General features: G+C 62.0%; 24 protein-coding genes, 1 tRNA gene and 1 pseudogene. 14 read left to right on the forward strand and 12 right to left on the reverse strand.

Going from position 1 to position 23,742, the window contains the following annotated elements; translation table 11 throughout:
* Positions 1–720: acyl-CoA dehydrogenase family protein (locus CQ12_RS22190; protein WP_198164226.1), on the forward strand; the 720-nt coding region annotated here is incomplete at its 5' end.
* Between the two features lie 38 nt (positions 721–758).
* On the opposite strand, the gene CQ12_RS22195 is transcribed toward CQ12_RS22190, so the two are convergent.
* Both CQ12_RS22195 and CQ12_RS22200 read right to left on the reverse strand, forming a co-directional pair.
* Positions 759–1,112 carry a hypothetical protein gene (locus CQ12_RS22195; RefSeq protein ID WP_157088396.1) on the reverse strand — a complete coding sequence of 118 codons (354 nt, stop codon included), beginning with the start codon at positions 1,110–1,112 and terminating at the stop codon, positions 759–761.
* A 272-nt stretch (positions 1,113–1,384) separates the two neighbouring features.
* Positions 1,385–1,627: a DUF1127 domain-containing protein gene (locus CQ12_RS22200; RefSeq protein WP_057837437.1), complete on the reverse strand. Its 243-nt coding sequence runs from the start codon at positions 1,625–1,627 to the stop codon at positions 1,385–1,387.
* Positions 1,628–1,794: 167 nt separating this feature from the next.
* Here CQ12_RS22200 and CQ12_RS22205 point away from each other — a divergent pair, with 167 nt between their 5' ends.
* Entirely contained in the window at positions 1,795–3,357 is a 1,563-nt protein-coding gene (locus CQ12_RS22205; protein ID WP_057837438.1) for a winged helix-turn-helix domain-containing tetratricopeptide repeat protein, read from the forward strand.
* Positions 3,358–3,558: 201 nt separating this feature from the next.
* Here CQ12_RS22205 and CQ12_RS22210 read toward each other — a convergent pair whose 3' ends face one another.
* Both CQ12_RS22210 and CQ12_RS22215 read right to left on the reverse strand, forming a co-directional pair.
* Positions 3,559–3,762: a hypothetical protein gene (locus tag CQ12_RS22210; RefSeq protein WP_057837439.1), complete on the reverse strand. Its 204-nt coding sequence runs from the start codon at positions 3,760–3,762 to the stop codon at positions 3,559–3,561.
* 93 nt (positions 3,763–3,855) lie between these two features.
* Positions 3,856–4,701, reverse strand: coding sequence for a universal stress protein (locus tag CQ12_RS22215; RefSeq protein WP_057837440.1), 846 nt, complete (start codon positions 4,699–4,701; stop codon positions 3,856–3,858).
* A 279-nt stretch (positions 4,702–4,980) separates the two neighbouring features.
* Between CQ12_RS22215 and CQ12_RS22220 the strand changes: the two are divergent.
* The 4 genes and pseudogenes from CQ12_RS22220 (at position 4,981) to CQ12_RS22235 (ending at position 10,056) form a co-directional block, all read left to right on the forward strand.
* Positions 4,981–6,500: pseudogene (locus CQ12_RS22220) on the forward strand (GH1 family beta-glucosidase).
* A 42-nt stretch (positions 6,501–6,542) separates the two neighbouring features.
* Complete coding sequence (locus CQ12_RS22225; RefSeq protein ID WP_057837441.1) at positions 6,543–7,406, forward strand: efflux RND transporter periplasmic adaptor subunit; 864 nt, start codon at positions 6,543–6,545, stop codon at positions 7,404–7,406.
* Positions 7,407–7,779: 373 nt separating this feature from the next.
* Positions 7,780–8,937, forward strand: coding sequence for a DUF898 family protein (locus tag CQ12_RS22230; protein ID WP_057837442.1), 1,158 nt, complete (start codon positions 7,780–7,782; stop codon positions 8,935–8,937).
* A gap of 15 nt (positions 8,938–8,952) precedes the next feature.
* On the forward strand, positions 8,953–10,056 hold the full coding sequence (locus CQ12_RS22235; RefSeq protein WP_057837443.1) for a M48 family metallopeptidase: 1,104 nt from the start codon (positions 8,953–8,955) through the stop codon (positions 10,054–10,056).
* A gap of 120 nt (positions 10,057–10,176) precedes the next feature.
* Here the strand turns inward: CQ12_RS22235 and CQ12_RS22240 are convergent, their stop codons facing one another.
* The 3 genes from CQ12_RS22240 to CQ12_RS22250 all read right to left on the reverse strand — a co-directional run bounded on the left by CQ12_RS22240 (position 10,177) and on the right by CQ12_RS22250 (position 13,042).
* Positions 10,177–11,175 (reverse strand): LysR family transcriptional regulator, encoded by a 999-nt coding sequence (locus CQ12_RS22240; RefSeq protein WP_057837444.1) that lies wholly within the window; start codon positions 11,173–11,175, stop codon positions 10,177–10,179.
* Positions 11,176–11,528: 353 nt separating this feature from the next.
* Positions 11,529–12,338, reverse strand: coding sequence for a DUF2927 domain-containing protein (locus CQ12_RS22245; RefSeq protein WP_083519425.1), 810 nt, complete (start codon positions 12,336–12,338; stop codon positions 11,529–11,531).
* A 98-nt stretch (positions 12,339–12,436) separates the two neighbouring features.
* On the reverse strand, positions 12,437–13,042 hold the full coding sequence (locus tag CQ12_RS22250; protein WP_057837445.1) for a L,D-transpeptidase: 606 nt from the start codon (positions 13,040–13,042) through the stop codon (positions 12,437–12,439).
* Between the two features lie 227 nt (positions 13,043–13,269).
* Here CQ12_RS22250 and CQ12_RS22255 point away from each other — a divergent pair, with 227 nt between their 5' ends.
* From CQ12_RS22255 to CQ12_RS44040, 5 genes are all read left to right on the forward strand, one after another.
* Positions 13,270–14,817, forward strand: coding sequence for an acetolactate synthase large subunit (locus CQ12_RS22255; RefSeq protein ID WP_057837446.1), 1,548 nt, complete (start codon positions 13,270–13,272; stop codon positions 14,815–14,817).
* Between the two features lie 151 nt (positions 14,818–14,968).
* A complete protein-coding gene (locus CQ12_RS22260; protein ID WP_057837455.1) occupies positions 14,969–15,484 on the forward strand; it encodes a hypothetical protein in 516 nt (171 codons plus the stop codon).
* A gap of 22 nt (positions 15,485–15,506) precedes the next feature.
* On the forward strand, positions 15,507–16,829 hold the full coding sequence (locus tag CQ12_RS22265; RefSeq protein ID WP_057837447.1) for a M20/M25/M40 family metallo-hydrolase: 1,323 nt from the start codon (positions 15,507–15,509) through the stop codon (positions 16,827–16,829).
* Between the two features lie 130 nt (positions 16,830–16,959).
* The gene (locus CQ12_RS22270) at positions 16,960–17,139 is read left to right on the forward strand and encodes a hypothetical protein (protein WP_057837448.1); all 180 of its coding nucleotides are present in this window, start codon (positions 16,960–16,962) and stop codon (positions 17,137–17,139) included.
* 101 nt (positions 17,140–17,240) lie between these two features.
* A complete protein-coding gene (locus CQ12_RS44040; protein WP_157088397.1) occupies positions 17,241–17,387 on the forward strand; it encodes a hypothetical protein in 147 nt (48 codons plus the stop codon).
* 572 nt (positions 17,388–17,959) lie between these two features.
* Here the strand turns inward: CQ12_RS44040 and CQ12_RS44045 are convergent.
* The 4 genes from CQ12_RS44045 to CQ12_RS22290 all read right to left on the reverse strand — a co-directional run bounded on the left by CQ12_RS44045 (position 17,960) and on the right by CQ12_RS22290 (position 20,908).
* Complete coding sequence (locus CQ12_RS44045; protein WP_157088398.1) at positions 17,960–18,301, reverse strand: hypothetical protein; 342 nt, start codon at positions 18,299–18,301, stop codon at positions 17,960–17,962.
* A 357-nt stretch (positions 18,302–18,658) separates the two neighbouring features.
* Positions 18,659–18,733: transfer RNA gene (locus CQ12_RS22280), tRNA-Val, on the reverse strand.
* A gap of 118 nt (positions 18,734–18,851) precedes the next feature.
* A complete protein-coding gene (locus tag CQ12_RS22285) occupies positions 18,852–20,126 on the reverse strand; it encodes a coiled-coil domain-containing protein (RefSeq protein WP_057837450.1) in 1,275 nt (424 codons plus the stop codon).
* A gap of 128 nt (positions 20,127–20,254) precedes the next feature.
* Positions 20,255–20,908: a DUF1134 domain-containing protein gene (locus CQ12_RS22290; RefSeq protein WP_057837451.1), complete on the reverse strand. Its 654-nt coding sequence runs from the start codon at positions 20,906–20,908 to the stop codon at positions 20,255–20,257.
* A 141-nt stretch (positions 20,909–21,049) separates the two neighbouring features.
* Between CQ12_RS22290 and CQ12_RS22295 the strand changes: the two genes are divergently transcribed.
* Entirely contained in the window at positions 21,050–21,526 is a 477-nt protein-coding gene (locus tag CQ12_RS22295) for a YHS domain-containing (seleno)protein (RefSeq protein ID WP_057837452.1), read from the forward strand.
* A 7-nt stretch (positions 21,527–21,533) separates the two neighbouring features.
* Here the strand turns inward: CQ12_RS22295 and cysQ are convergent, their stop codons facing one another.
* On the reverse strand, positions 21,534–22,376 hold the full coding sequence (cysQ, locus tag CQ12_RS22300; RefSeq protein WP_057837453.1) for a 3'(2'),5'-bisphosphate nucleotidase CysQ: 843 nt from the start codon (positions 22,374–22,376) through the stop codon (positions 21,534–21,536).
* Between the two features lie 145 nt (positions 22,377–22,521).
* Here cysQ and chpT point away from each other — a divergent pair, with 145 nt between their 5' ends.
* Together chpT and CQ12_RS22310 are read left to right on the forward strand one after the other, a co-directional pair.
* On the forward strand, positions 22,522–23,169 hold the full coding sequence (gene chpT / locus CQ12_RS22305) for a histidine phosphotransferase ChpT (RefSeq protein WP_057837456.1): 648 nt from the start codon (positions 22,522–22,524) through the stop codon (positions 23,167–23,169).
* 214 nt (positions 23,170–23,383) lie between these two features.
* On the forward strand, positions 23,384–23,742 hold a 359-nt coding region (locus CQ12_RS22310), incomplete at its 3' end, for an Hpt domain-containing protein (RefSeq protein WP_057902980.1).

Below are 23,742 nucleotides of genomic sequence, written 5' to 3' on the forward strand. Positions count from 1 at the left end.
AAGGGCGACCGCTTCGTGCTCAACGGCAACAAGATGTGGATCACCAACGGCCCGGTGGCCGATACGCTGGTGGTCTACGCCAAGACCGACCTCAACGCCGGTCCGCGCGGCATGACCGCCTTCATCATCGAAAAGGGCATGAAGGGATTTTCCACCGCGCAAAAGCTCGACAAGCTCGGCATGCGCGGCTCCGACACCTGTGAACTCGTGTTCGAGGATTGCGAAGTCCCCGAGGAGAACGTGCTGAGCGAGGTCGGCCGCGGCGTCAACGTGCTGATGAGTGGCCTCGATTATGAGCGCGCGGTGCTGGCGGCGGGTCCGATCGGCATCATGCAGGCGTGCATGGACGTGGTGTTGCCTTACGTCCACGAGCGCAAGCAGTTCGGCGAGCCGATCGGCACGTTCCAGCTGGTGCAGGGCAAGATCGCCGACATGTACACCACGATGAACGCCTCGCGCGCCTATGTGTACGCGGTGGCCAAGGCCTGCGACCGCGGCGAGACCACGCGGGAGGATGCCGCTGGCGCGATCCTTTACGCGGCGGAAAAAGCCACCCAATGCGCGCTCGACGCGATCCAGCTCCTGGGGGGCAACGGTTACATCAACGACTACCCGACCGGGCGCCTGTTGCGCGACGCCAAGCTCTACGAGATCGGCGCCGGCACCAGCGAAATCCGCCGCATGCTGATCGGGCGGGAACTGTTCGAAAAGACGGCGTAACGAGTAGGTCTACGCGCGCATTCACGCGCGAGCAGCAATTAGACGGGAGGGTTGCAGTGGGCGCCGCCTACCGCCGGCTCCGCCATATGCAGGAATTCGTCGAACGCGACGGCGCCCTCCGCAATGGAGTAACAAGCGCGACTGTCGATGAAGAGTTGCGCGTCATGGTCAAAGATATCGACGATGAAAAGCGGCTGCTTCGCGGCACCCGTCGGCGAGGCTGCGTGCATACGAATTTCATAGTCTCCGATCCACGCCAGAGAAATCGCCGTTGCGTCACCCTCTGGTCGGGACAGCAGGCTGACATATGCTCGGGAAATTCTCAGCGTTGTAAAATTGTATTCTAACGCACGGCCCACAACAAAACCTCGCGCCTTATTGGTCGGCCGCATGATTGCCAGCTCCGCCATTACGAGACGCTGGCGGAGAAATTAATATTTCGAAAGACGCGGCACGGAATTCGGTGCAGATGGTGGGCGCCCGCGCGGATCCCAGTTGAAGTTTGTCGCGGCGATCCCGGCGTCCGCCTTCAGAGCCAGAGCGGACGCGGGCCCGGGTAGGCCGGAATTTCCGCTGCTGACCCAGAGTGGACGTCAGCCCCTGCGAAATCGTGCACCCGGTCGTGTTCAGTTTCGGGCATCTATCGGTGCCGAATATCAGACGTTCATCCAGCGGACCGAATGCCTCGTGGGTCGATATCTCGGTTAGAGGCGACGTAGTCGATCTCGCCGCGCGAGATGCCGATATCGTGGAGCTCCCTGTCACTCAGGTCGAACAACCTGGCTCGTATCCCTTTGCGTTCGTGCCATTCAAGAAGGGCAGCGCGGCAATTGCCGAACAGGCTCAAGCCGATTCGAATTGGCGCGAACGTCTGTTTCGACCCGGACACTTTGTAGGTCGTATCCATTTGTTATCTCCCTGAGTCTCTGCCTCCGACTGAACAACAGTGCCGGGACATCGAAGGGCGCGCTTGATAATCGGCTTACTTTTTCCTTACCAGCGGCTTATCCTTTTGAGCTCCCAGCGGTGCTGGAGCGCCTCAGGCGATTTGCGGGGTAACCAAGGAGCGGTAGCGTGCGCTATTTCTTCGAGGACTACGCTCTCGATACCGACCGGCGCGAGCTCCATCGCGGCCCAACTGTCGTTCCGACCGCACCGCAAGTCTTCGATCTGCTCGATTATCTGATCCGCAACAGGGCGCACGTTGTCAGCAAAGATGACCTCGCGAATGCCATCTGGCATGGACGCATCGTATCCGACATGGCGCTGACAACCCGTCTTAACGCCGCGCGAAGCGCAATCGGCGATTCCGGCGAGGAACAGCGCCTCATCAAGACACTGCCACGAAAGGGCTTTCGCTTCGTCGGCGCGGTGCACGAAGGGGATAGGCCTTCCGGTACCGCCGCGGCTGTCTCAGACACAGAGTTATCAACGGCCGCGCTCGCCCTTCCCGACAAGCCATCGATCGCCGTGCTGCCGTTCGAGAACATTTCCGGCGACCCCGAGCAGGAATACTTCGCGGAAGGGATGGTCGAGGAGATCATCACTGCGCTCTCGCGGTTCAAATGGTTGGTCGTGATCGCGCGAAATTCGAGTTCCACTTTCAAGGGTAGACCCTTCGATATCAAAGAGGTCGGACGCAGGCTTGGCGTGCACTACGTTCTTGAGGGGTCCGTGCGCAAGGCAGCGGGAAAAGTCCGCATCACCGGGCAGTTGATTGACGCGCTGACGGGTGCGCACATCTGGGCGGACAGGTTTGAGCGCGACCTGACTGACGTTTTCGCTCTCCAGGACGAATTGACCATCGCCGTTGTCTCGGCCATTCAGCCCAGCCTGATGCAGGCAGAATTTGAGATAGCAGCCCGCCGCCCACCGGAAAACCTAACGGCCTATGATTTGTTGCTAAGGGCTAGACAGAAATCCTATCTCATAACCCGTGAAGGCATTGCCGAAACCGCCCAATTGGCTCAGCGTGCCTTGGATCTTGACCCTCGCTCCAGTTTTGCAGCTGTCCTGGCGGCCAGCGCGCACCTCAACAACGTTATTTTCGGGTTTACTGTCGATCCTCAATTCGACCGCAGTGAAGCAAAGCGGCTAATCCGCTTGGCATTGAGCCTTGACGAAAACAACGCGGTAGTGCTGAGCAACGCGGGGCGGATCGTCGCTTATTTGGACGGTGATTACGAGACTGCCATCGATTATTGTGATCGTGCGGTCACGTGCAATCCGAATGAGAGTGTCGCGTGGCTCTTTACAGGAGGGGTCTACAGATTTGCGGGCCAGTACGAAGAAGCAATTCGGAGCTTTGAACGTGGCATTCGCGTGAGCCCGTTGAGCCCCTTCCTTCCTAGTTTTTTTGCTGGCATCGGTACGGCCTTGAACGAGCTTCGCCGCTTCGAAGAGGCAGTCGTGGTTTTCAAGCAAGCTCTTCGGCTGAACTCATCCCATGGGGTAGCTTTCCGCGGTTTGGCGTCCGCTTTGGCGCATCTTGGACGAGATGCCGAGGCGCGTGTGGCGGCAGCGCGGTTGCTTGAGGTCGATCCGGCCTTTACGATATCTGGATGTATAGCTCGTGGCGGACAAACAAACTCAAAGCTGCTGATTGAGGGCCTTCGGAAAGCGGGGTTACCCGAGTAAACTGTGCTCGCTCGCACCGACGAGCTTGATCTAACAGGGCGCGAACTGCTGCGATGCATGAGTCCGGTGCTGGCCCAAAGCGGACCGGCGGAGCCTCCTGAGCGAAGCCCGTTGCTGGAGGCAAAGCTGAAGTAGCCCGGTCGTGCCGCGAAGTTGACCAACTCCGACGTGAACCCTTGCGCGCCCTGCCTGCTCTGCCATCTAGGTTGTCGCCGAACGCGCTTCGTGAGCGGCCATCAGCATTTGCTCGACAATGCCGTCGAACTCACTCTTGGCCATGGGATCAGTGGCGAACATTTCTTCGTATGATTTTTTGTATGGCTTCCACCAACGGTGATGGTTTCCCGCTGTCGCCAGCACGCGCGCCGCCGCTTCAACTTCCTCCAGTGAAGGACGCCATGCCATCCTTTATCCTCTCAAGAGTCGCCTCAATTGGTTCCTATCACGCTAAGCCAGCGATGTCGCCAAGCGAACGGCATCTTCGCTTTGTTGCTGCTTCTAGTGCGTCATCAAAACCCAGCATGGCGGGGATCCTACGACAGTGTAGGTGGCGCCCGGCATGAAGAACTCTCTTAGCCGGGAATGTCGATAGGCTCCCATTACCAAAAGATGTATCGCGTCTTTCTGGACGTAGGCTTCGAAGACCTTTCCAATTGAAACCCCGCCCTTGGGAATCACGTCGAACCCGGCCTTGATGCCATGGACGGCCAGATGCTTGACGAGGGCTTCGCCGGATTCCCGCTCCGTCGGTGTTTCCTTGTCGTTCACGGTGAACACCGTCACTGTCTTGGCGCCTTGCAGGAATGGCATCGCATCCGCAACTGCCCTGGTGGCCTGTTGGCTGTGATCCCAGGCAATCGCCGCATGCTCGAACGAATTGGACAACCGATCGGCTCCTGCTTCTGAAAAGATCAGGAGTGGGCGCCCCGACTGGAAGATGAGTCCTTCGACCACTTTTTCATGCATTTCGTCGTAGGATCGGATGGGGACCAATGAAAGATCGATGGTCCGTGCGCAGTATGCCAAATAGGATGAAAAATCCTCCGGCGCACAGCGCGTGATTGCTTTACGATATTCGACGCCAGCCGCACGCGCTGCAGTGTCCAGAACCACCATCATTTGTTCGGCATTCTTGGCGCTTGTTTTATGCTCAGGCGTTTCCGCAGTTAAACCACCGGTGGAGAATGGCCTGGTATAGGTGCCGTCTTGCGGGCGAGCTTCAAATGAAACCGCAAGGATTTGTGCGTTCAAGTGCGCTGCGATCGACACGGATTTTTTTATTGCAGCTTCTTCGACCGCCACCGGATAGCTGACGAGCGGTAGCAGGATTTCGCGAATTGCCATGATCGTCCCTCCCAGTGCTTTGCGCATGGAAATCTGGGGCACGATCGAGATCGGCGGGTTGATCTACCTCAAGGCGTCAGGGCGGCGTTCGGGTCTACTGGCGGGCGCGCACTTAGCAAGCGACCTCGCAAAATAAACTCACGTACGTTGCGGGGCCCTTCACGCACAAGCGGCATACGGTCCCGTGCCAATTCGCTGTGTCCGGAAGATGGAAGTGATCCGGAAAGCAGACTGCGCATTCTTCTCATCGCTTCGGTTACTCAAAAGGGGAGAACCGACATGCAAGCGCATAACACGGAACTCACCAGGCGCGCCTCGATGGAGTTTGCGGGGATGGCGGCCGTAGGCTTACCCATGATGGCACTCGGCGGCAGCACAGTCGCGCAACCGGCCGATGTTCGTGCAGGCCCTGCGCCAGATGCAGCGCGCACATTTCCCGACGGCTTTTACTGGGGTACGGGCACTTCGTCGTACCAGATCGAGGGGGCATGGAACGAGGACGGCAAAGGCCCTTCGATCTGGGATACCTACGCGCACGCGCCGGGAAACATCAAGGACGGCGACACCGGCGACATCGCGAACGACCATTACCATCGCTACAAGGAAGATGTCGCGCTCATGAAAGAGATCGGCGCGAATGCCTACCGATTCTCCATCTCCTGGCCACGCATTTTCCCGAACGGGACCGGTCCGCCGAACGCAAAGGGTCTGGATTTTTACAATCGCCTGGTCGACGAGCTCGTGGCCGCAGGCATTGCGCCGTTTTCGACGCTGTACCATTGGGAGCTGCCGCAGGCATTGCAGGACAAGGGTGGATGGCAGAACCGCGACACGGTCAAGGCTTTCGCCGATTACGCCGGCTACATGGCAGAGAAGCTGAGCGACCGCGTCCGCCACTTTTTCACGATCAATGAGTTTCGGTCGTTCGTTGACATGGGCCACCAGGCCAAGGAGGTGCTCATTCCGGGAGGCACAGTAACGCTTTCGGGTGCTCCCGGCCTGAAGCTGCCGCCGGGCGAACTCAACCAGGTCCGGCACCACTCGGTCCTCGCTCACGGCATGGCCGTGCAGGCCATTCGAGCAAAGGGCAAAGCGGGCACCAAGGTGGGACCGGCTGAAGTGATCTTGTGCAGCGTTCCGCTGATCGAGACCGCCGAGCACATCAGGGCTGCGGAAGTCGCCACCCGCGAGGTGAACGCGCCCTTCCTGACAGTGATGCTCGAAGGCAAGTACACGGATCTCTATTTGAAAGATGCCGGCAAGGACGCACCGAAGTTTACCGACGAGGACCTGAAGATCATCGCGTCGCCTTTGGACTTCGTCGGGATCAATGTCTACAAGCCGGAAGCGTACGTGTTGGCCGCAGACCAGCCTCCAGGTTGGCGACAAATTTCATACGCCAAGGGGCACCCGATGCTGTCATCGCGCTGGCATACGATGGCGCCGGAATCGATGTATTGGGCACCGAAGTTCGCGCAATCGCTGTGGGGCGCGAAGGAGATCCACATTACCGAGAACGGCTGCGCCACCCAGGATGTCATCGCCGATGACGGCAGGATCTACGACACCGATCGCATCATGTTCCTGCGTAACTACCTGACGCAGCTCCAGCGGGCGACCGCGGAAGGTGTTCCGGTCAGGGGTATTTCCACTGGAGCACGATGGACAATTTCGAGTGGACCGCAGGCTTCGGAAACCGTTTTGGGCTGGTGTATGTCGACTTCAAAACGCAGAAGCGCACGCCGAAACTCAGCGCCTCATTCTTCCATGCGACGGCGAAACGTAACGCGGTCGCGTGAAGCGCGGCATCGATCCAAGTGCCGATCCGAAGGGAGGTTGAGATGATCTCCGTATCCGTGCTCGCCAGTCTTCGCCGGAGTGTCGCAATACTCGGCGTCGGGTGGCTGATAATTCTGCCGGCTGCCGCCCAGCAGCAGCCGGCGTCGGAAATTCTTGAATACAAGGGGTCGGTAGCCGCTGCGCGCGAAGCGGAAGTGGCGCCGCGCCTCGACGGGCTGTTGAGCAAGATCAACTTCAAGGCCGGCCAGCTTGTGAACAAGGGCGACCTCCTGTTCGAGTTCGCACCGAAGAGCAGCGAACTCTCGCTCGCCCTGGCCCAGGCAAGCCTGAAGCAGGCAGAGGCGCAATTGCGCCTTGCCGAGGTGAATTTCAGGAACAAGCAAATCTTGCGGACCCGGAACGTCGGTTCCGAAATGCAGTTCCTGGAAGCCGCAGCCCAGCGGGACATTGCGGCGGCCAAGGCCGACGAAGCCCGCGCCAATGCTCAACTCGCCGAAATTGCCTTGCAGCAGATGAAGCTTCATGCGCCGATTTCCGGCATCATCAGTCGCGCTCACATAAACGAAGGTGCCTACATCACCAAGGAGGCGCGCGATCAGAGTCGTCTCGCCACTATCGTCCAACTGGATCCCATCCATGTGGTCGGCAAGGCTCCTGCCGCCATGTACTTTCAGCGCGGCGGAGGCGAGCTCAAGAGCCTGGAGCAGACCGCCGAGCAGCGCGAATTCGGCCTCATCCTGCCGACCGGGGAGAAGTATCCGCACAAGGGGCGCGTGGTTGCGGGCGCATATGAATTCAACCCGGCAACGCAAACGACCGAGGTCACGGTGGAATTTCCCAATCCGGATTATCTGTTGAGGCCCGGCCTCGACGTGACCCTTCAATCGTCGATCCGCACGAAGTAGGCGGCTGCCGCCCGGTCGTTCTGAGGAGCGCGGCTGGGAGTTCTTCAAACACGGCTGGTTGCTGTTGCTGCGGCGAGAACACGCGCGAGGATGCCGCCATTCTTTATGCCGCGGAGAACGCAACCCAATACGCGCGACGCCGCAAGAAGCAGGCGGCGGCGCAGTGAGGCTGTGAAGCGTCCTGCCACCGCTGGCAACCAACCGGACTTCGGGCGATGTTGGTTTTAGGTCTGCAAACCGCCGCAAAGCAGACGAAATCCTCTCGTCCCGATTTAAGAGTTCGCGCACTATAGGAACTCATTGTGGGACCTGGGTTACACACCGGCCGACAATTATGTGGTTTTATCCGCCACCGTCGCGCTGGAGTTGAATCATGAATGAGATGAGCTGGCCCCCGCAGGTGCCGCCACCGCCGCCTTCGCCTATGCCGCCGCCGATGCCGGTGGGGTTTTCCGGCAGCCGCAGCGACTTTTTCCATCTGGTCAAGCGCGGCGCTGGGCTAGAATTCGTCACCCTCGGTTTCTATCGATTCTGGCTGCTTACCGATATCCGCAGGCATCTCTGGGCCAATACGCTGGTCGACGGCGATGCCGCCGAATACACCGGCCGCGGCAAGGAATTGCTGATCGGATTTCTGGTCGCGATGGCGATCCTGGTGCCGGTCTATCTCGCCTATTTTCTCGCCGGTCTCGAGGCCGAGCATATCCAGGCGTTTGCCAGTATTCCGCTGGTTGCCTTCTTCTATATCTTCGGGCAGTTCGCGATCTACCGCGCGCGGCGCTATCGGCTGACGCGCACGGTGTGGCGCGGCGTGCGGTTCTGGATGAGCGGGTCGGGATGGAAATACGCCTTGTATGCATCGCTGTGGGGCCTGTTGTCGGCGGTGACCCTTGGACTGGCGCTGCCGTGGCGCACGGCCGCGCTCGAACGCTACAAGATGCGCCATTCCTTCTACGGCGACCTGCAGGGCAGTTTCGAGGGGCGGGGCTGGGAGTTCTTCAAGCGCGGCTGGTGGCTGTGGCTGCTCGCGCCGATCGCGTTTGTCGTGTACCCGATCGCGCCATTCATCTACGGGGCCTTCAAGGCGATCGAATGGCGCTGGTGGCTCTCGGGCATCCGGTTCGGCGACGTGCGCCTGGAATCGTCGTTGCCCAAGAGCGCATTGATCGGCCTGTACTGGAAAGTCATCGGCTGGATCGTGGTGCTCGGATTGGTGTTCTCGGTCTATCTGGCGCTGGCGGCGGCGCTGGTCGCCAGCATGAGCGGCGATGCCTTCACCGAGTTTTTCACGTCGCAGGAATTCGCCAGGAGTATCCCGCTGCTTGTACTCATGGGCGTTGGCTACCTGGTATTTGCGCTGGCGATGAATATCGTCATAAGGGTCTATCTGTCGCGCGATCTCTGGGTGAGAGTGCTCGGCTCGGTCAATATCAGCGGCATCGAGGCGGCCGCCAACGTTGCCGCGCGCGGCGAGATGGCCAACGCGCTCGGCGAGGGCTTTGCCGACGGCCTCGATGTCGGCGGCTTCTAGGGCTTCGGTGGCGTCATGGATAGCGAAGCGTCAGTTCCCGGCACATCGATCCTGGACGGTTCGGCGGCCTATTTCGACGGCGCGTCGAGCCGGCGGCGCATGGTGACGCTTCGCCTTGCCGACCGGCTCGAAATCGTCGAGGGCGAGCAAACGCTGGCGACGTGGGCCTATGCGGATATCCGCCGCGCCGACAGTCCGGCCGGCGTGCTGCGCGTGAGCTGCCTGACGGCGGCTGCGCTGGCGCGGCTGGAAGTTCGGGACACCGCGCTTGCGAGCGAGCTTGTCGCGCGCTGCGCCAGCATCGACGACCACATGATCGGCCGCCGCGGCATCGCCACCATCGTCGGCTGGTCGGTCGCGGCGGCAGTATCGATCGTCGCCGTGGTGCTGTTCGGGTTGCCGCTGCTGGCCGATCGCCTCACGCCGCTGGTGCCCGAAACGTTCGAGCGGCGACTCGGCGACGTCGCCGACAGCCAGATCAAGAAGATATTCGATGCCAAGGTTTGCGACAACGCGGCCGGGCAGAAGGCGTTCACCAAGCTCGTGACACAGATTCGCGAATCTGCCGGCCTCGACACGTCGGTGCAGTCGGGCGTGCTGTCGAGTTCGATTCCGAACGCCTTCGCACTGCCGGGCGGCAAGGTCTACATGTTCGACGGACTATTGGCGAAGGCCGAAAACGCCGACGAGATCGCAGGCGTGCTGGCCCATGAACTCGGCCACCTCAAGCATCGCGATAGCATGCGCAAGCTGATCCACGATGGCGGCACGTCGTTCCTGATCGGGCTGCTGTTCGGCGACATCACCGGCTCCAGCGCGCTGATCTTCGGCTCGCAAACGCTGGTGACGTCGTCGCATTCGCGCGAAGCCGAGCATAACGCCGACAGTTTTGCGATCGACGTCATGCACCGGCTCGGCCGGCCGGCGAAGCCGACCGGGGAGTTGCTGCTCCGGGTCACCGGCAAGGAAGGCAAGGGCCTGTCCATTATCTCCACCCATCCCCTGAGCGAGGACCGACTGGCGCGGATGAGCCGGCTGGACCCGCCTGCCAGCGGGCCGCCGCTGCTGACGGCAGAGGAATGGAAGGCGCTGAAATCGATCTGCAGCGCCAAGATCTAGAGCATGATCCGGAAAAGTGTGTAGCGGTTTTCCGAAAAGATCATGCTCAAACAAAAAGATAAAGCGGGATGACGATTCGAAGAAAAGTCATCGCGCTTTAGCGCCAAGATCTGATGCCGGCTACCTTCGGGCGCTTTTCCGCGACCTTGCGGCTTCGATCGGCGTGGACGCGGCGCCGGCGGGCTTCATGTCCCATACCGCCTGCATGGCCGAGAAGGCCTGCGCGACCATCGGCTCATGGCGCCGCGACGCCAGGCAGGCGAAGCTGAGATCGCAGGTCAGCGCCACCTTGTCGGCGATGACGATATTCCGTTTCGGCGCGACCCGGTCGAGCAAGCAGGCGCGGGCGAGGCTGAGGCAGTCGCCGGATTCGACGAAATCGATCATGGCTTCTTCCTGATCGGCGAAGGCGACGCGCTTCAGCAATGAGCCCGTCGGCCGGAACACGTCGTCGAGCAGCCGCCGATGCGCCGAGTCATACGGCGTCGCAATCCAGGGCAGGTCGGCGAGGTCAGCCCAATCCTTGCCCAGCACCTTGTCGCTCCATCCGCGCGGCGCGATCACGCGGTAATCGAAGCGCATCAGCGGCATGAGCTGAAATTTGCCGTCGTCGATGGCTCGCTCTGACATTATCCCTGACGCAATGCATTCAGGCGGCGTAGCATCGACATAGTATCCGACGTCGAGTTCGCCCCTGCCGATCTGCGCCAGCACGTCATCGGTCATGCCGTAGCGAAGGAAAACCTCGGTCTTCTTCGAGGAGGTGGCGAGGCTTCGCACGAACGTGCCGAGCCGGATCGACTCCGGATCCTGGATCGTGCCGACGCGCAGCGTGCCCCGCAGCGATTCGCGCAGGGAATCCGCCGCCGTCCGGAAATCCGCCGAGGCCGATACCGTCCGGTGCGCCAATGGCAGCAGGGCAGCGCCCGCTTCCGTCAGGGTGAACCCGCCCGGCGTCCGGTTGAAAAGCTGCAGCCCGGTGTTCTCCTCCAGGCCCTTCAGTTGCAGGCTGACGGCAGGCTGGGTGAGGTGCAGCAGCGTGGCCGCGCGCGACACCGTGCCTTCACGGGCCACCGTGATGAAGCAGCGCAAGGCCTGGATTCGAGGCAGGTCGTTCATTTGAAAGACTTATACGAGTCGCCCATAACTCCCATTAGACAGGATTTGCTCTTGGAAGTCACAATGTTTCGTAAATAAAACTTTGCGTTGTTATGGGAATAAAGGCGAATTGTTCGTTCGGGCCTATTCACTGCGTCGTGCAGACGGCGCTCGCGGAGCTTGGACCGAGGCGCGCAGCAGCGGGTCGACAGCGCGTGAGATAGCCACGACCTCACCCCGTCATTGCGAGGAGCAAAGCGACGAAGCAATCCATCTATACGTTATGCCGCGCGATGGATTGCTTCGCTTCGCTCGCAATGACGGCGGAGAATACATTGGCTGAACGCCAATTCCCCGCAAGCCCGCGCCCCTCACTACGGCAGGTTGTTGACCTTGCGCACCCAGGCGCGCACGTCGGTCAGCACGTCCGGCAGCAACGCCTTCACCTCCTGCACGGTCATGCCGGGCTTGATCCGGGGATCATAGAGCAGGTTGAGGAGATACTGGTCGTAGACGTCGAAATAGCCCATCGACACATTGTCGTTGAACATGGTCCAGGGCACGCTCGCCGTATCGTTGATCGGTCCCAGCGATTGCAGCAATTCCTCATAGGCGCAGTCGAAGAAGACGAAGTCGCCATTGTCGACCGTGAGGATCACATCGGAGTGCTCGATTTCGAACTTCTCGTTCTTGCGAAAACCGGACAGGCATTGCGGGTCGAGCGAGGAGCGGATCTCGCGCGCCCGTTCGCTGCCGTAGAAGGTCGCGATGGTGCGATGGAGATCGCGGTCGCGCACCAGCTTGACCTGCACATTGGCGTCTTCGCTGCTTCCGGCCATGGCGATGTCGAGGTGCTGAACGCGCGCGGCGATGTCGGCCACGATTTTCGCAAGCTGGGTCTTGCGGTCAGCACGGCTGCCGTCGGCGAACACCCGCACCGGCCCGTCATATTTGCGGATGCGGTCGACGCGGCCGGCGAGATGGTACTCGGCGCCGAAGGCGATCTTGAGAAAGCCTTCGGTAATCTCGTTATCGGTGAAGGTCTTTTTCTCGCCGCGTTGACGCTGCGCGATGGCGGGAAGGTCGGCGAACGCCGTGCACGGCAGCAAAATCGCGCCGAGTGCTGCGGCGCTCAAGGCCGCCGCTAGCGTTCGTACATACAGGAATCGGCGGAGCGTGCGCATTCGAACGACGCTGCAGCAATCGGCGCGTGCGTGCAAGACCAGAACGGCCCGATCACGCGCTTGCGCATGATCGTGGCGGGTTCCTGGTTGGAGCGAGTCTAATTCTTCACCACCACCGGGGTGCCGACGGAGACGCGGCTGTAGAGATCGGTCACGTCCTCATTGGTCATGCGGAAGCATCCGGAGGAGACCGCCTGTCCGATCGTCTCGGGCTCGTTTGAGCCGTGGATGCGATACAGCGTCGATCCCAGATACATCGCCCGCGCGCCGAGCGGATTGTCGATGCCACCGCGCATGTGGCGCGGCAGGTCGGGACGGCGGCGGAGCATCTGGGCCGGCGGGGTCCAACTCGGCCATTCCTTCTTCGCGCTGATGCGGTGGGTTCCGCTCCAGCGGAAGCCGTCCCGGCCGACGCCGATGCCATAGCGTATCGCCTGGCCGTTGGAGAGCACGAGATAGAGCCGGCGTTCGGCGGTGTTGATGTAAATCGTGCCGGGGGCATAGCCGCCGCTAAACATCACGGTCTGGCGCGGGATCGGGCTCGCTCCGCTGGGCATGCCGGGCCGGAAGAAGCCGGGACCGCCGCCCATGACGTCGCGCGAGTCTTCAAAAAGGAAACCTTGAAACAAACCTTGGGCCTGCGCCTGGCCGGCCCCGGCCAGCATGGTCAGCGCCGCAAACATCAAAGCAAAAGCCCGGGTCATCTTTTTCTTCCTCGCGAAAAAATCTGAGTATGAGAGGACACAGGCCATAATTGCGGCGGTCGTGCAACCAACGAGCCTGTGACCACAGCCATTTTCAATCCCCGCGGTTAAAAAAGGCAACATGCCCTACGCGATGGCTGCCTTGTTCCGCTAAACCTTTGACGAAACGTGTGAACAATGATTGATCGTTGGCGGCTCCTAGAAAAGATCGCGAAGGGAACGAGAGCATGAACGGTGCGGAAAGTCTGGTGCGGACACTGGTAGCAGGCGGGGTGGACGTCTGCTTCACCAATCCCGGCACCTCGGAGATGCATTTCGTCGCCGCACTGGACCGGGTCGAGGGGATGCGCTGCGTGCTCGGCCTGTTCGAGGGCGTGGTGACGGGCGCCGCCGACGGCTATTACCGCATGAAGGGCACGCCGGCCTCGACGCTGCTGCATCTCGGCCCCGGCCTCGCCAATGGTCTGGCCAATCTCCACAACGCCAAGAAGGCCAATTCCGGCATCGTCAACATTGTCGGCCAGCACGCCACCTATCACATCGGCTACAACGCCCCGCTGACCTCCGATATCGAGGGGCTGGCGCGGCCGATGTCGGCCTGGGTGCGGACCTCGCCGGATGCAAAATCGGTCGCCGCCGACGGCGCCGCCGCGATCGCCGCGGCCAGGAGCTCGCCGGCGCAGATCGCCACCCTGATCCTGCCCGCCGATACCGCCTGGAACGAGGCCGACGGCATCGCGCAGGTGCCTGATGACAACCAGCGTGCCAGCTATTCCGCGCAGGCCGTCGACCACGCCGCCAAGGTGCTGCGCAACGGCGGCGCGTCGACGCTCTTGCTGATGACCGGCAGCGCGCTCACCGAGCACGGGCTGGCGCTGGCGGCCCAGATCGCGGGCAAGACCGGCTGCAAGGTGATGGGCCAGACCTACAATCCGCGCATGGCGCGCGGCAAGGGCCGCTTCGCGATCGACCGCATCCCCTACGTGATCGAGCAGGCGCTGCCGATCCTGAAAGACTTCAAGAACATCGTGCTGGTCGAGGCCAACGATCCCGTGGCGTTCTTCGCCTATCCGAACAAGCCGAGCATGCTCAAACCCCAGGGCTGCGAGGTGCATCGCATGACCACGGGCGCGGAAAATTCCGTCGCCGCGCTGGAGGCGCTGGCCGGCGCGTTGCATGCCCAGCCGTCCGACCGGAAGCCGCAGAAAATGGTCGAAATCGCCAGGCCGACCGGCGCGCTGACGCACGCCTCGATCGCGCAGGCGATCGCGATGGCGATCCCGGAAAACGCCATCGTGGTCGACGAATCCGTCACCACCGGCCGCGGCTTCTTTCCGCCGACGGCGGCGGCAGCTCCCCACGACTGGCTGCAGAACATGGGCGGCTCGATCGGCTTCTCGACCCCGGTCGCGACCGGCGCCGCGGTGGCGTGCCCGGACCGCAAGGTGATCTGCATGGTCGGCGACGGCAGCGCCATGTACACGCTGCAATCGCTGTGGACACAGGCGCGCGAAGGCCTCAACGTCGTCACGATTGTATTTGCCAACAAGATCTACCAGATTCTGCGTGGCGAATTCGACGGCGTCGGCGCGGGCGAGCCGGGACAGCGGGCGCTCGACATGCTCAAGATCGACCGTCCGGACCTCGACTTCGTCGCGCTCGCCAAGGGCATGGGCGTGCCGGCGCGCGCGGTCGCCAATGCCGACGATTTCAACAAGGCCTTGGCGGAAGCCGTCGCCGAGCCCGGACCGCGGCTGATCGAAGTGCAGATGTAAAGCGACCATCGAGATCGTCATTGCGAGGAGCCAACGGGGCTCGCCCCTGGCGGGCCCGATGACAGGCTCCACGACGAAGCAATCCATTCTAGCGCTTCCGGCACTGTGGATTGCTTCGCTCGCAACGACGACGAGACTTGTGGGAAGCGTCATGCAGACCGAACTGAACAAGGTCGTCACCGCACTTCACGAGTTCTACGCGCGCGAGGCCTATCTGCTCGAAAAGGATGTCGGCGAACGCGCGCTGACGCATCGCCTGGCGGTGCATTTCGAACCGCAGTTCACGGGCTGGGAGATCGATTGCGACTATGACCGGCTCGGCGATCGCACGCTGCGGCTGCCGCATGGCTCGACCATCTCGACCGACGATCATCTGGCGAAATCCATCTATCCCGACATCGTGGTGCACCAGCGCGCGATCCCCAACAATCTGCTTGCCGTCGAAGTGCGCAAATCGGCCAATCACCAGCCGCTCGAGCATGACCAGCACAAGCTGCGGGCGCTGACCGATCCGCATTTGTGGTTCGCCTACTGGATCGGTGTGCTGCTGACGCTGGGCAAGACCCACGTCACGATGTCGGAAGTCTATACCAGCGGCGTTTACGACCAGGCCCTGTCCGGCTGGTTCGCGGGGCGGCTGAAGGATGCAGGATTAGCCGCGGGATAGCCTCGCGAACGGAGAAAGCTTGATGACATTCACCCGATCGATTCTGACCATCGCATTCGTCGCCGTCGCGCAGCATGCGCTGACGCAGCCTGTGTGGGCGCAAGCGGCTCCCGCGCCGGACCTGGAAGCCATTCTGGCCAGTCCCAAAATCGTCAAGACGCTCGACGACATCAAGGCCGACGACGAGCGGACCCTGGCCGAGCAAAAGCGCATCACCGAAATTCCGGCGCCGCCGTTCAAGGAAAAGGTCCGCGCCGAATATTACCAGAAGCGGATGCAGGAGCTCGGCTTCAAGGACACGTCGATCGACGCGGAAGGCAATGTGATCGCGCTGCGCAAGGGCAGCGGCGGCGGCCGGCCCAAGCTCGTGGTGTCGGCGCATCTCGACACGGTATTCCCCGAAGGCACCGACGTCACGGTGAAGGAGAAGGACGGTGCGCTCATCGCGCCCGGCATCGGCGACGATTCGCGCGGGCTTGCGGCGATGCTGTCGCTGATCAAGGTGATGAACGAAAATCAGATCGCAACTGTCGGCGACATCCAGTTCGTCGGCACGGTAGGCGAAGAAGAACTCGGCAATCTGCGCGGCGTGAAGGCGCTGTTCCGCGATCACACCGATATTGACGGCTTCATCTCGATCGACGGACTCGGCATCACCCGCGTGGTCAATCAGGCGACCGGCAGCCATCGCTACGAGTTCACCTTCAAGGGCCTCGGCGGGCACTCGTTCCAGGAGTTCGGATTGCCGAGCGCGACGCATGCGCTGGGCCGGGCGATCGCAAAGATCTCGGAGCTGCAGCCGCCCTCCGATCCCAAGACCACCTTCACCGTCGGCACCGTGACCGGCGGCACCTCGGTCAACGCCATCGCCGCCGAAGCGCGGATGACGGTCGATATGCGCTCGAACTCGACCGAGGAACTGCTGAAGCTCGAGGCGCGGCTGCTCGAACTCGTCAAGGAAGCGGTGGCGGATGAAAACGCGCGCTGGAAGTCCGACAAGATGACGGTGGAGGCAAAGCTGATCGGCGACCGCCCGGCGGGCATCGTGCCGATGGATTCGCCGATCGTGCAGGCGACACAGCGCACGGTCGCAGCCGTCACCAAGGGGCCGCGCCCGACCTTCGCCGGCTCGTCCACCGATTCCAACATCGCGATGTCGCTCGGCATTCCCGCCGTGACCATCGGCGGCGGCGGTGAGGGCGGCAACTGGCACTCGCGCAACGAATGGTACAAACCGACCAATGCCTGGTACGGCCCGCAGAACGCGCTTTTGACCGTCCTGATCCTGACCGGGCTCGACGGCGTGACCAAACCGGCGCTACAGGTCCGAAAAGCCGCCAAATAGGTCCAAACCGGCCGTCAAAACCGTGTTTCGGCCGTTAACCATGCCCCCGATTGGACAAATTGTCGGCAAATTGCGGCCAAAGCGGTAACCGAAACTTCCCCCGTAGTAATACCGGCGTAGGGGGAGTGGCATGGCGTACAGGATCGTGGCGGAACGCAAGGACGAGACTGTCAGGATGGACCGGAGCAGCATGCTGGTGGCAGTCGCCAAAGCGCGGGTCTGGGCCAGCGAGGGATGGAAGGTCACCATCATCGTCGGCGACGAAAACGAAATCGCACCGGCCGATGCACGCCGGCTTTCCTACGTCTGATTGAAGACCGGCGCGCCGTCTCTCCGACGGCCGCCAAATAGCATGGAACCGGGAAGCCGGGCCGGCGTTATGCTTGCGGGCAGGCTTTTTGGAGCAACGCCATGCAGTGGCGGTCCGCAACCACAGGCGCCGCCGACCTGATGCGCGGCATCAGCGACGACGACAACATCTCCTACGCAACCGGATGGACCATCAGCGGGCTAGCGACGCTATGCACCATCGTCGCGATCTGGCTGTTCGGGATTTGATCTAAAGCTTCATCTCTGCGCGACCCGCTCGCCGCCGGTCACGAGCATTCCCGCCTTGCGCCCGATCGTGCATTGCGATCTCGCTTTGCTCCGGAGCATGATCCGGAAAAGCGTGTAGCGGTTTTCCCTCGCGACAAACGCGGAACGCGTTTGCGCGGAGATCATGCTCAAACAAAAAGATAAAGCGCGACGACGATTCGAAGAAGCGTCATCCCGCTTTAGTCATCCCACGTGCGCTCCCCGCACCGGCATTCGAACATGTGGACGATGGAGCCCGTGCGGGAGTTCACCATCGTTCGAATCAGCTTCAACCTCTCACCGCAGGAACGGCAGGTCTTGTGCGTCGTCTCGCTTTCCAGAACGGCGACCTTCTCACCGAGGAATAAGTCCATGATCGCGCCCCCCCAAGTCGCTGAGAATAATTCGCCAGGAGCCGGGAAAAACCAACGAGGATTATTGGGTCAGAATCACTTTCAGCCGGCGCGTTGCCTTCCTGCATCGCGGACGGGCCGGGCGGGCCTTTTCCGTATGGGATGGCCCGGTCAAGCAGGGGAGATCGATGCTGCAATGCACTACCCCTCCGCGCCACAAGCTCGTCGTAATGTAACCCGAATCACGCTCTTATCTTGCGCATCAGCGCAGACGATTCCTTTCATTAATTGAATGCTTTGATGATGGTTCAGGAAACCGACCGAATGGTTGTCGGCAGGCGCTTCAAGATGAGCGCGCTCGGAGCCGATCGCTGCCCAGAGCTGGCTGACCGGACTGGCATCGTTGTCCACGTCAGTCACAGTACCACCGGCATCACCGTGCTGTTCGATGGCGCCAGACGGCCAACTGTACTGCACAGGGATTTTATATCCCTGGTGTAGGGGCAGGGGATCACGGCGCCGCCAGGCATATTGCAGCGTCACGCAAAGCCGCGACGATCAGCCTGTATCATCTGCCGAACGAGAAAGTCACTTCACGCCACGGCACGCCTTGAGCAAATCGTGCGTTGGCTAGCGATTTGGCAATGGCTGCTTTCTAGTCGCTGACCGGATGTTTGGCGGCGAAGTCGTGTGGCTCTGGCGCCGCGTCCGGTGCCGTGCACCTCGCCCTGGATGATAGCATCGTGCCGGTGACTTGCCCGACGCATCAACTGGATTAGGAAAATGCGTAAGGCCTCGGCCGCGGCCGTCGGCTACTTTGCATAGGGTTGTTTTCGAAATTTTGTGGAACGGTTCCGGAAAACAGGCGGAGCCTGATCTTTTCCTGCTTCAGGAGGCAGATGGTGGACGCACAAGGGATCGAACCTTGGACCTCTCCCGTGTGAAGGGAACGCTCTCCCGCTGAGCTATGCGTCCGGGAAAATGTGGGCGAACAATCGGCCCCGTCAGAGCCCGCGATTTACGAAGGACGGGCCCCTAGTGTCAAGCGATCAGTCGGGCCGCGGCGTCGTGTTTTCGCGCCGATCCGAGCGAATTACGCCCCCTGCTGGCGGGCGCGGGAGGCGTGCGACTGCAGCGCGCGGATGCGCTCGGCCAGCGTGCCGCCGCCTTCTGAGGCGGCGCCGGTGACATCGTTGGCGGGCTTGGCCGGCACTTTCGGCACCGCCGGTTCCGCCGCCAGCATCGCCTCGATCGCCGAATTCGGTCCTTCGAGCTGCATGGCGAGCTTGGCGACTTCGGCGGCGATGTCGTTGATGCGCTCGCGCAGCAGCGCGTTTTCCATCCGCTCGGTCTGCCACGAGCTTTCGGCCTGCTGCTGGATGGCGTTGATGTCGCGCTGGAGTTTCGCGCGCTCGTCGCGGGCGATACGGAGCTGCTCCTCCACCGCGGCCTTCTCGGTTCGCAATTTTTCCACGACCGGCGACTTGCCGCCGTTCATGCCTGCGATCTCCGCGCGCAGTTCGCGCGCGGCGCGCTCGGCGTTTTCATTCGACTGCCTGAGCTGATTGTTCTCGTATTCGCGCTCGGCCAGGATCTTGCCTTGCGTCGCCAGCCGCGCTTCGAGGTCGTTGACGCGGTTGCCGAGCATCTCGGCTTCCTTGACCTGCACGATCAATTGCCGATCGAGATCGGTGACGCGCTGGCTCAGATTTTCAACGCGGCCGCGCGCTTCCGTCAGTTCGCGGCTCGCATGCTCGGAGTCGACGCGCTCCTGCATGAGGCGGGCCTGCGTGGTCGAAAATTCCTTTTCGGCATCGCCGACCCGGCCCTTCAGTTGCTCGATCTGCGTGCGCACGGCGACCAGCTCGACCTGGCGGCTGTCCGCCATCATCGACCGATCGTTCAATTCGTTGTTGATCTTGCCGAGTTCGGCCTGCTTGTCGGTCAGCGCCTGTTCGGCGCTGCGCAACAGTTCGGTCTTGGCGGCAAATTCCTCTTCGGTGGCGCGGAGCTGCTCCTTCACCGCCTTCTCGCGCGCTTCGAGCGCAAAGATCGTGGCGTTCTTTTCGCCGAGCTCGATCTTCATGCGGTTGATCGCGTCGCTCTTCTTGCCGAGCTCGGCGAGCTGGCTGGTGGTCTTGTTCTTGAGCTGCTCGACGCTCATTTCGAGCCGCCGCGCCGACATCGCGAATTCCGCGCGGAGCTGGTCCTTGTCGGCCTGGATTTCGGCCATCGACAGCGGGGTCGCCGCCTCGAGCCGCCGCGTCGTCAGCCGCACCGCCCGGTTATGCACCAGCGGCACGATCATCAGACCGAACAGCATGGAGACCAGAAAACCGATCGCCAGATACATGATCGGCTCGATCATGAATGGTTACTCCACACAGAAAAGGATTCGTTAATCACATTGCCACGCCGGGCCGGGCCTACGCCAGCCCAATGCCGCGTTAACCTGAATCCATCTGGGGAGACGCGCGCAGATGCTTGAAGACTGGCTCAGAAGGGGTTCCAGGTCGCGCGCGGGGTATATTTGAGATAGCCGACATTGGCGCCCAGCCGCAGTCCGATGCCGGAGCGGATCGGCACCAGCACGATGTTGTTGGCGGTGAGCGCGGTCATGCCGAAGCCGCCGACGATATAGGCGGAGCCGTCGATGCCGACGAAGCGCTGGTAGATCGCGTTGGTCGCGGGCAGGTTGTAGACCAGCGTCATGGTGCGCGCGCCGTCGCCGCCCCAGTCGAAGCCGACCGACGGTCCCTGCCAGTAGACGCGCAAGTCGCCGGCATTCTTGGTGTAGAGCGTGCCTTCGCCATACCGCAGACCTGCCACAAAGGCGCCCGAGCCTTCTTCGCCCAGTACATAGCCGTTGGGCAGGCCCCATTGGCTGACCGCGCGCTCGATGATGGAAGCAAGACCCCGCGAGACGTTGCCGAAGAATTTGTGCCCGGCCGAGACCAGTTCTTCGGGCCCGAAGGTCTCCGGTCCCGACTGGCGCTGCGGCGGCGGATAGGCCCCCGGCGGCGGCTGCTGTGCCGGGTACACCGGTGGCGGCTGCTGCGCCGGATAAGGCGGCTGCTGCGCCGAGGCCGGCACGGTCCAGCACATCAGCGCGGCTGATATCACCGCGGCAAGGCGTGAAGCAAACGTCATGAAAGAACCCCTGGCATCGAAATTCTGGCCGCCGCCTTAACCTGACGCCAACAAGCATGGCTCTAGGTTGCGCCCAGTGTCCCCTCGACTCGCATGTTATCGGCACCAACTATGACGGCACAACGGCAGGAAAGATACGGTTTGCGCCCCGGAATGGCCGCTTTTGCCTTATTGGCGAGCTTTTTTTGCGCGCTCAGCCTTGATTTGGCCGCCCGCGCGGCAACCACCGAGCGCGTGGTGGTGAACCGCTATTCCGGCCTCGCCATCGGCGGTTTCGATCCGGTGGCTTATTTCACCGAATCCATGGCGCTGCAGGGCTTGCCGGATTTCGAAGCGCGCGGCGCCGGCGCCATCTGGCGTTTCCGCAACGAGGGCAACCGCGCCTCTTTCGTCGCGCATCCGGAAATCTACGGACCCCAGTTCGGCGGCTACGACCCGGTCGATCTCGGTCGCGGCGTCACCTATGCAGGCAATCCGCGTTTTTGGGTGGTCGCGGGCCAGCGGCTCTATCTGTTCGGCCGCGAGGACAACCGCGATGCGTTTGCGGCCGACCCTTCGCGTTTCCTGAAAGAGGCGACGACACGCTGGCCGGCGCTGGAGCGCGGGCTCGCGCAGTAGGACGGGTTTACGGATTGGTCGCGGCGTTCGGATCGCCCCAGGCGATGAATTCCGGAACGATGAAGCCGTTTCGTCCGGTGCCGAATTGCAGGGCGGCGCCGCTTGAATCCGTGATCCTGCCGCCGGCAGCCACAACGACGGCATGGCCCGCGGCGATGTCCCATTCCGAGGTCGGCGCCAGCCGCGGATAGATATCGACGGAGCCTTCGGCCACCCGGCCGAGCTTCACCGCCGAACCGAGCTCGCACCGCACCGCCCCTGGTCTCGCCGCAATGAAAGCCTCGGTCCTGGCATCGCCATGCGAACGGCTGACTGCGACCGTCCAGGGCTGGCCGCGCGGCGGGCAGGGCCGGGTGCGTATCGGTTCGACCAGCGGTCTAGCTTTGTCGAGTTCCTTGCCAAGCGTCAGCCGCTCGGCGCCGCGGCCGACCACGCCACGCCAGATCAGCCCGAGGGCCGGCGCGCTGATGATGCCGAGCAGTGGCGTCCCCTCCGACACCAGCGCCAGATTGACGGTGAATTCGTTGCGTCCGGCGACGAATTCCTTGGTGCCGTCGAGCGGGTCGATCAGGAAGAAGCTTTCCCTGTAGGGCAGCGCGGCCGCCTGGGTGCGCTCTTCCGACAGCGCAGGTATTTTGGGCTCCAGGCGGGCAAGGCCCTCGGCGATGATTCGGTCGGCCGCCAGGTCGGCCTCCGTTACCGGCGAGCCGTCGGTCTTGCCCTCGACCGTCATGGCGGAACGGTTGACGTCAAGGATGGCGTCGCCGGCGCGGATTACGATCTCGGTCAGCGGCTCGATCAGCGCTGCTGCGGCATCGCAGTCAAGTGCGTTCCGGCGTGCCTCATTCATGAGCTCGGCCCATTTGCTGTTCCTGCCTTACCATTGCCGCCCCCTCCTGGCAGCACGGGGCTGCGCAGTGTATCACCGATAAGCACGTGTGATTCGTAACGGCCCGCCGGTAATTCACGACTCGGCGGCTTTCCAGGAACCCATGATGTCTGGCACTTCGTCTCCCGGTCCGGCTCCCGATACCCTCGAACTTGCGGCGCTGTTGTGCTCGCGCGTCTGTCACGATCTCATCAGCCCGGTTGGCGCGATCGTCAATGGGCTTGAGGTGCTTGATGACAATCCGAAGCCCGAAGATCGCGATTTCGCGCTCGATCTGATCCGCAAGAGCGCCAAGACCGCGTCGGCCCGGTTGCAGTTCTGTCGCCTGGCGTTCGGAGCTGCGGGATCGGCGGGCGCGCAGATCGATCTCGGCGATGCCCAGACCATGGCACGCGGCCACATCGAGGACGGCAAGATCACCATCACCTGGAATCTGCCGCGGCTCCTGCTGCCGAAGAACCGCGTCAAGCTGCTGTTGAACATGCTGATCATCGCGCAGCAGACGATACCGCGCGGCGGCACGCTGACGATCGATCCGATCGGCGACGGCGAGACAATGGCTTTTCGCGTCACGTCTTCCGGCTTGAACGCCCGCGTGCCGCAGAACATCGCCGATCTCCTGAGCGCAAGTTCGACGGCGACCGTCGACGCGCACGCGGTGCAGCCTTACTATACGCGCCTCCTGGCGCAGGCCTGCGGGCTCAACGTGACGCTTGCGCCAGACGGCGAAAAGGTGGTTGTTACCGCTTCCTGAAGGCGCCAACGCGCAAACCCTGAACGCGCTGAAGCGGGTTTAAGGTTAACCAACGGTGAAAACAGACGGCAGATTTGATTTCTGCCGTCTTATCTCTTTGTTGATCCCGTTCTTTTCCTCTTGCTCAACCAATATTAAACGCTTTGCATAGAAGCTGGCTTCGTTCCGTAAGGCGCGTCGATGTCGCGTGCCGCTGCGTGCGAAGGCCAGTTTCATGGATGATTTGTTGCGGGAGTTCCTGACCGAAACCAGCGAGAGCCTGGATACGGTCGACAATCAGTTGGTGCGGTTCGAGCAGGACCCGAGCGACGCGAAGATTCTCGATAACATCTTCCGCCTGGTCCACACCATCAAGGGCACCTGCGGCTTCCTGGGTTTGCCACGGCTGGAAGCGCTCGCCCATGCCGGCGAGACCTTGATGGGCAAATTCCGCGACGGCATGCCGGTCAAGGCCGAAGCCGTGACGCTGATCCTGTCCTCGATCGATCGCATCAAGGAAATCCTCGCTGGTCTTGAAGCCACCGAGACCGAGCCCGAGGGCACCGACGAAGACCTGATCGAGAAGCTGCATGC

Origin of the sequence: Bradyrhizobium jicamae (assembly GCF_001440395.1) — a bacterium.
GTDB classification, from domain to species: Bacteria; Pseudomonadota; Alphaproteobacteria; order Rhizobiales; family Xanthobacteraceae; genus Bradyrhizobium; species Bradyrhizobium jicamae.

Bases quoted from the DNA above. Each gene is read 5' to 3' on its own strand.
- CQ12_RS22270 (WP_057837448.1), top strand. From the start codon at position 16,960: ATGGCGTACAGGATCGTGGCGGAACGCAAGGACGAGACTGTCAGGATG.
- CQ12_RS22285 (WP_057837450.1), bottom strand. From the start codon at position 20,126: ATGATCGAGCCGATCATGTATCTGGCGATCGGTTTTCTGGTCTCCATG.
- CQ12_RS22230 (WP_057837442.1), top strand. From the start codon at position 7,780: ATGAATGAGATGAGCTGGCCCCCGCAGGTGCCGCCACCGCCGCCTTCG.
- CQ12_RS22195 (WP_157088396.1), bottom strand. From the start codon at position 1,112: ATGCGGCCGACCAATAAGGCGCGAGGTTTTGTTGTGGGCCGTGCGTTA.
- CQ12_RS22215 (WP_057837440.1), bottom strand. From the start codon at position 4,701: ATGGCAATTCGCGAAATCCTGCTACCGCTCGTCAGCTATCCGGTGGCG.
- CQ12_RS22225 (WP_057837441.1), top strand. From the start codon at position 6,543: ATGATCTCCGTATCCGTGCTCGCCAGTCTTCGCCGGAGTGTCGCAATA.
- chpT (WP_057837456.1), top strand. From the start codon at position 22,522: ATGTCTGGCACTTCGTCTCCCGGTCCGGCTCCCGATACCCTCGAACTT.
- cysQ (WP_057837453.1), bottom strand. From the start codon at position 22,376: ATGAATGAGGCACGCCGGAACGCACTTGACTGCGATGCCGCAGCAGCG.
- CQ12_RS22290 (WP_057837451.1), bottom strand. From the start codon at position 20,908: ATGACGTTTGCTTCACGCCTTGCCGCGGTGATATCAGCCGCGCTGATG.
- CQ12_RS22240 (WP_057837444.1), bottom strand. From the start codon at position 11,175: ATGAACGACCTGCCTCGAATCCAGGCCTTGCGCTGCTTCATCACGGTG.
- CQ12_RS22200 (WP_057837437.1), bottom strand. From the start codon at position 1,627: ATGGATACGACCTACAAAGTGTCCGGGTCGAAACAGACGTTCGCGCCA.
- CQ12_RS22250 (WP_057837445.1), bottom strand. From the start codon at position 13,042: ATGACCCGGGCTTTTGCTTTGATGTTTGCGGCGCTGACCATGCTGGCC.
- CQ12_RS22245 (WP_083519425.1), bottom strand. From the start codon at position 12,338: ATGCGCACGCTCCGCCGATTCCTGTATGTACGAACGCTAGCGGCGGCC.
- CQ12_RS44040 (WP_157088397.1), top strand. From the start codon at position 17,241: ATGCAGTGGCGGTCCGCAACCACAGGCGCCGCCGACCTGATGCGCGGC.
- CQ12_RS22265 (WP_057837447.1), top strand. From the start codon at position 15,507: ATGACATTCACCCGATCGATTCTGACCATCGCATTCGTCGCCGTCGCG.
- CQ12_RS22255 (WP_057837446.1), top strand. From the start codon at position 13,270: ATGAACGGTGCGGAAAGTCTGGTGCGGACACTGGTAGCAGGCGGGGTG.
- CQ12_RS22260 (WP_057837455.1), top strand. From the start codon at position 14,969: ATGCAGACCGAACTGAACAAGGTCGTCACCGCACTTCACGAGTTCTAC.
- CQ12_RS22235 (WP_057837443.1), top strand. From the start codon at position 8,953: ATGGATAGCGAAGCGTCAGTTCCCGGCACATCGATCCTGGACGGTTCG.
- CQ12_RS22210 (WP_057837439.1), bottom strand. From the start codon at position 3,762: ATGGCATGGCGTCCTTCACTGGAGGAAGTTGAAGCGGCGGCGCGCGTG.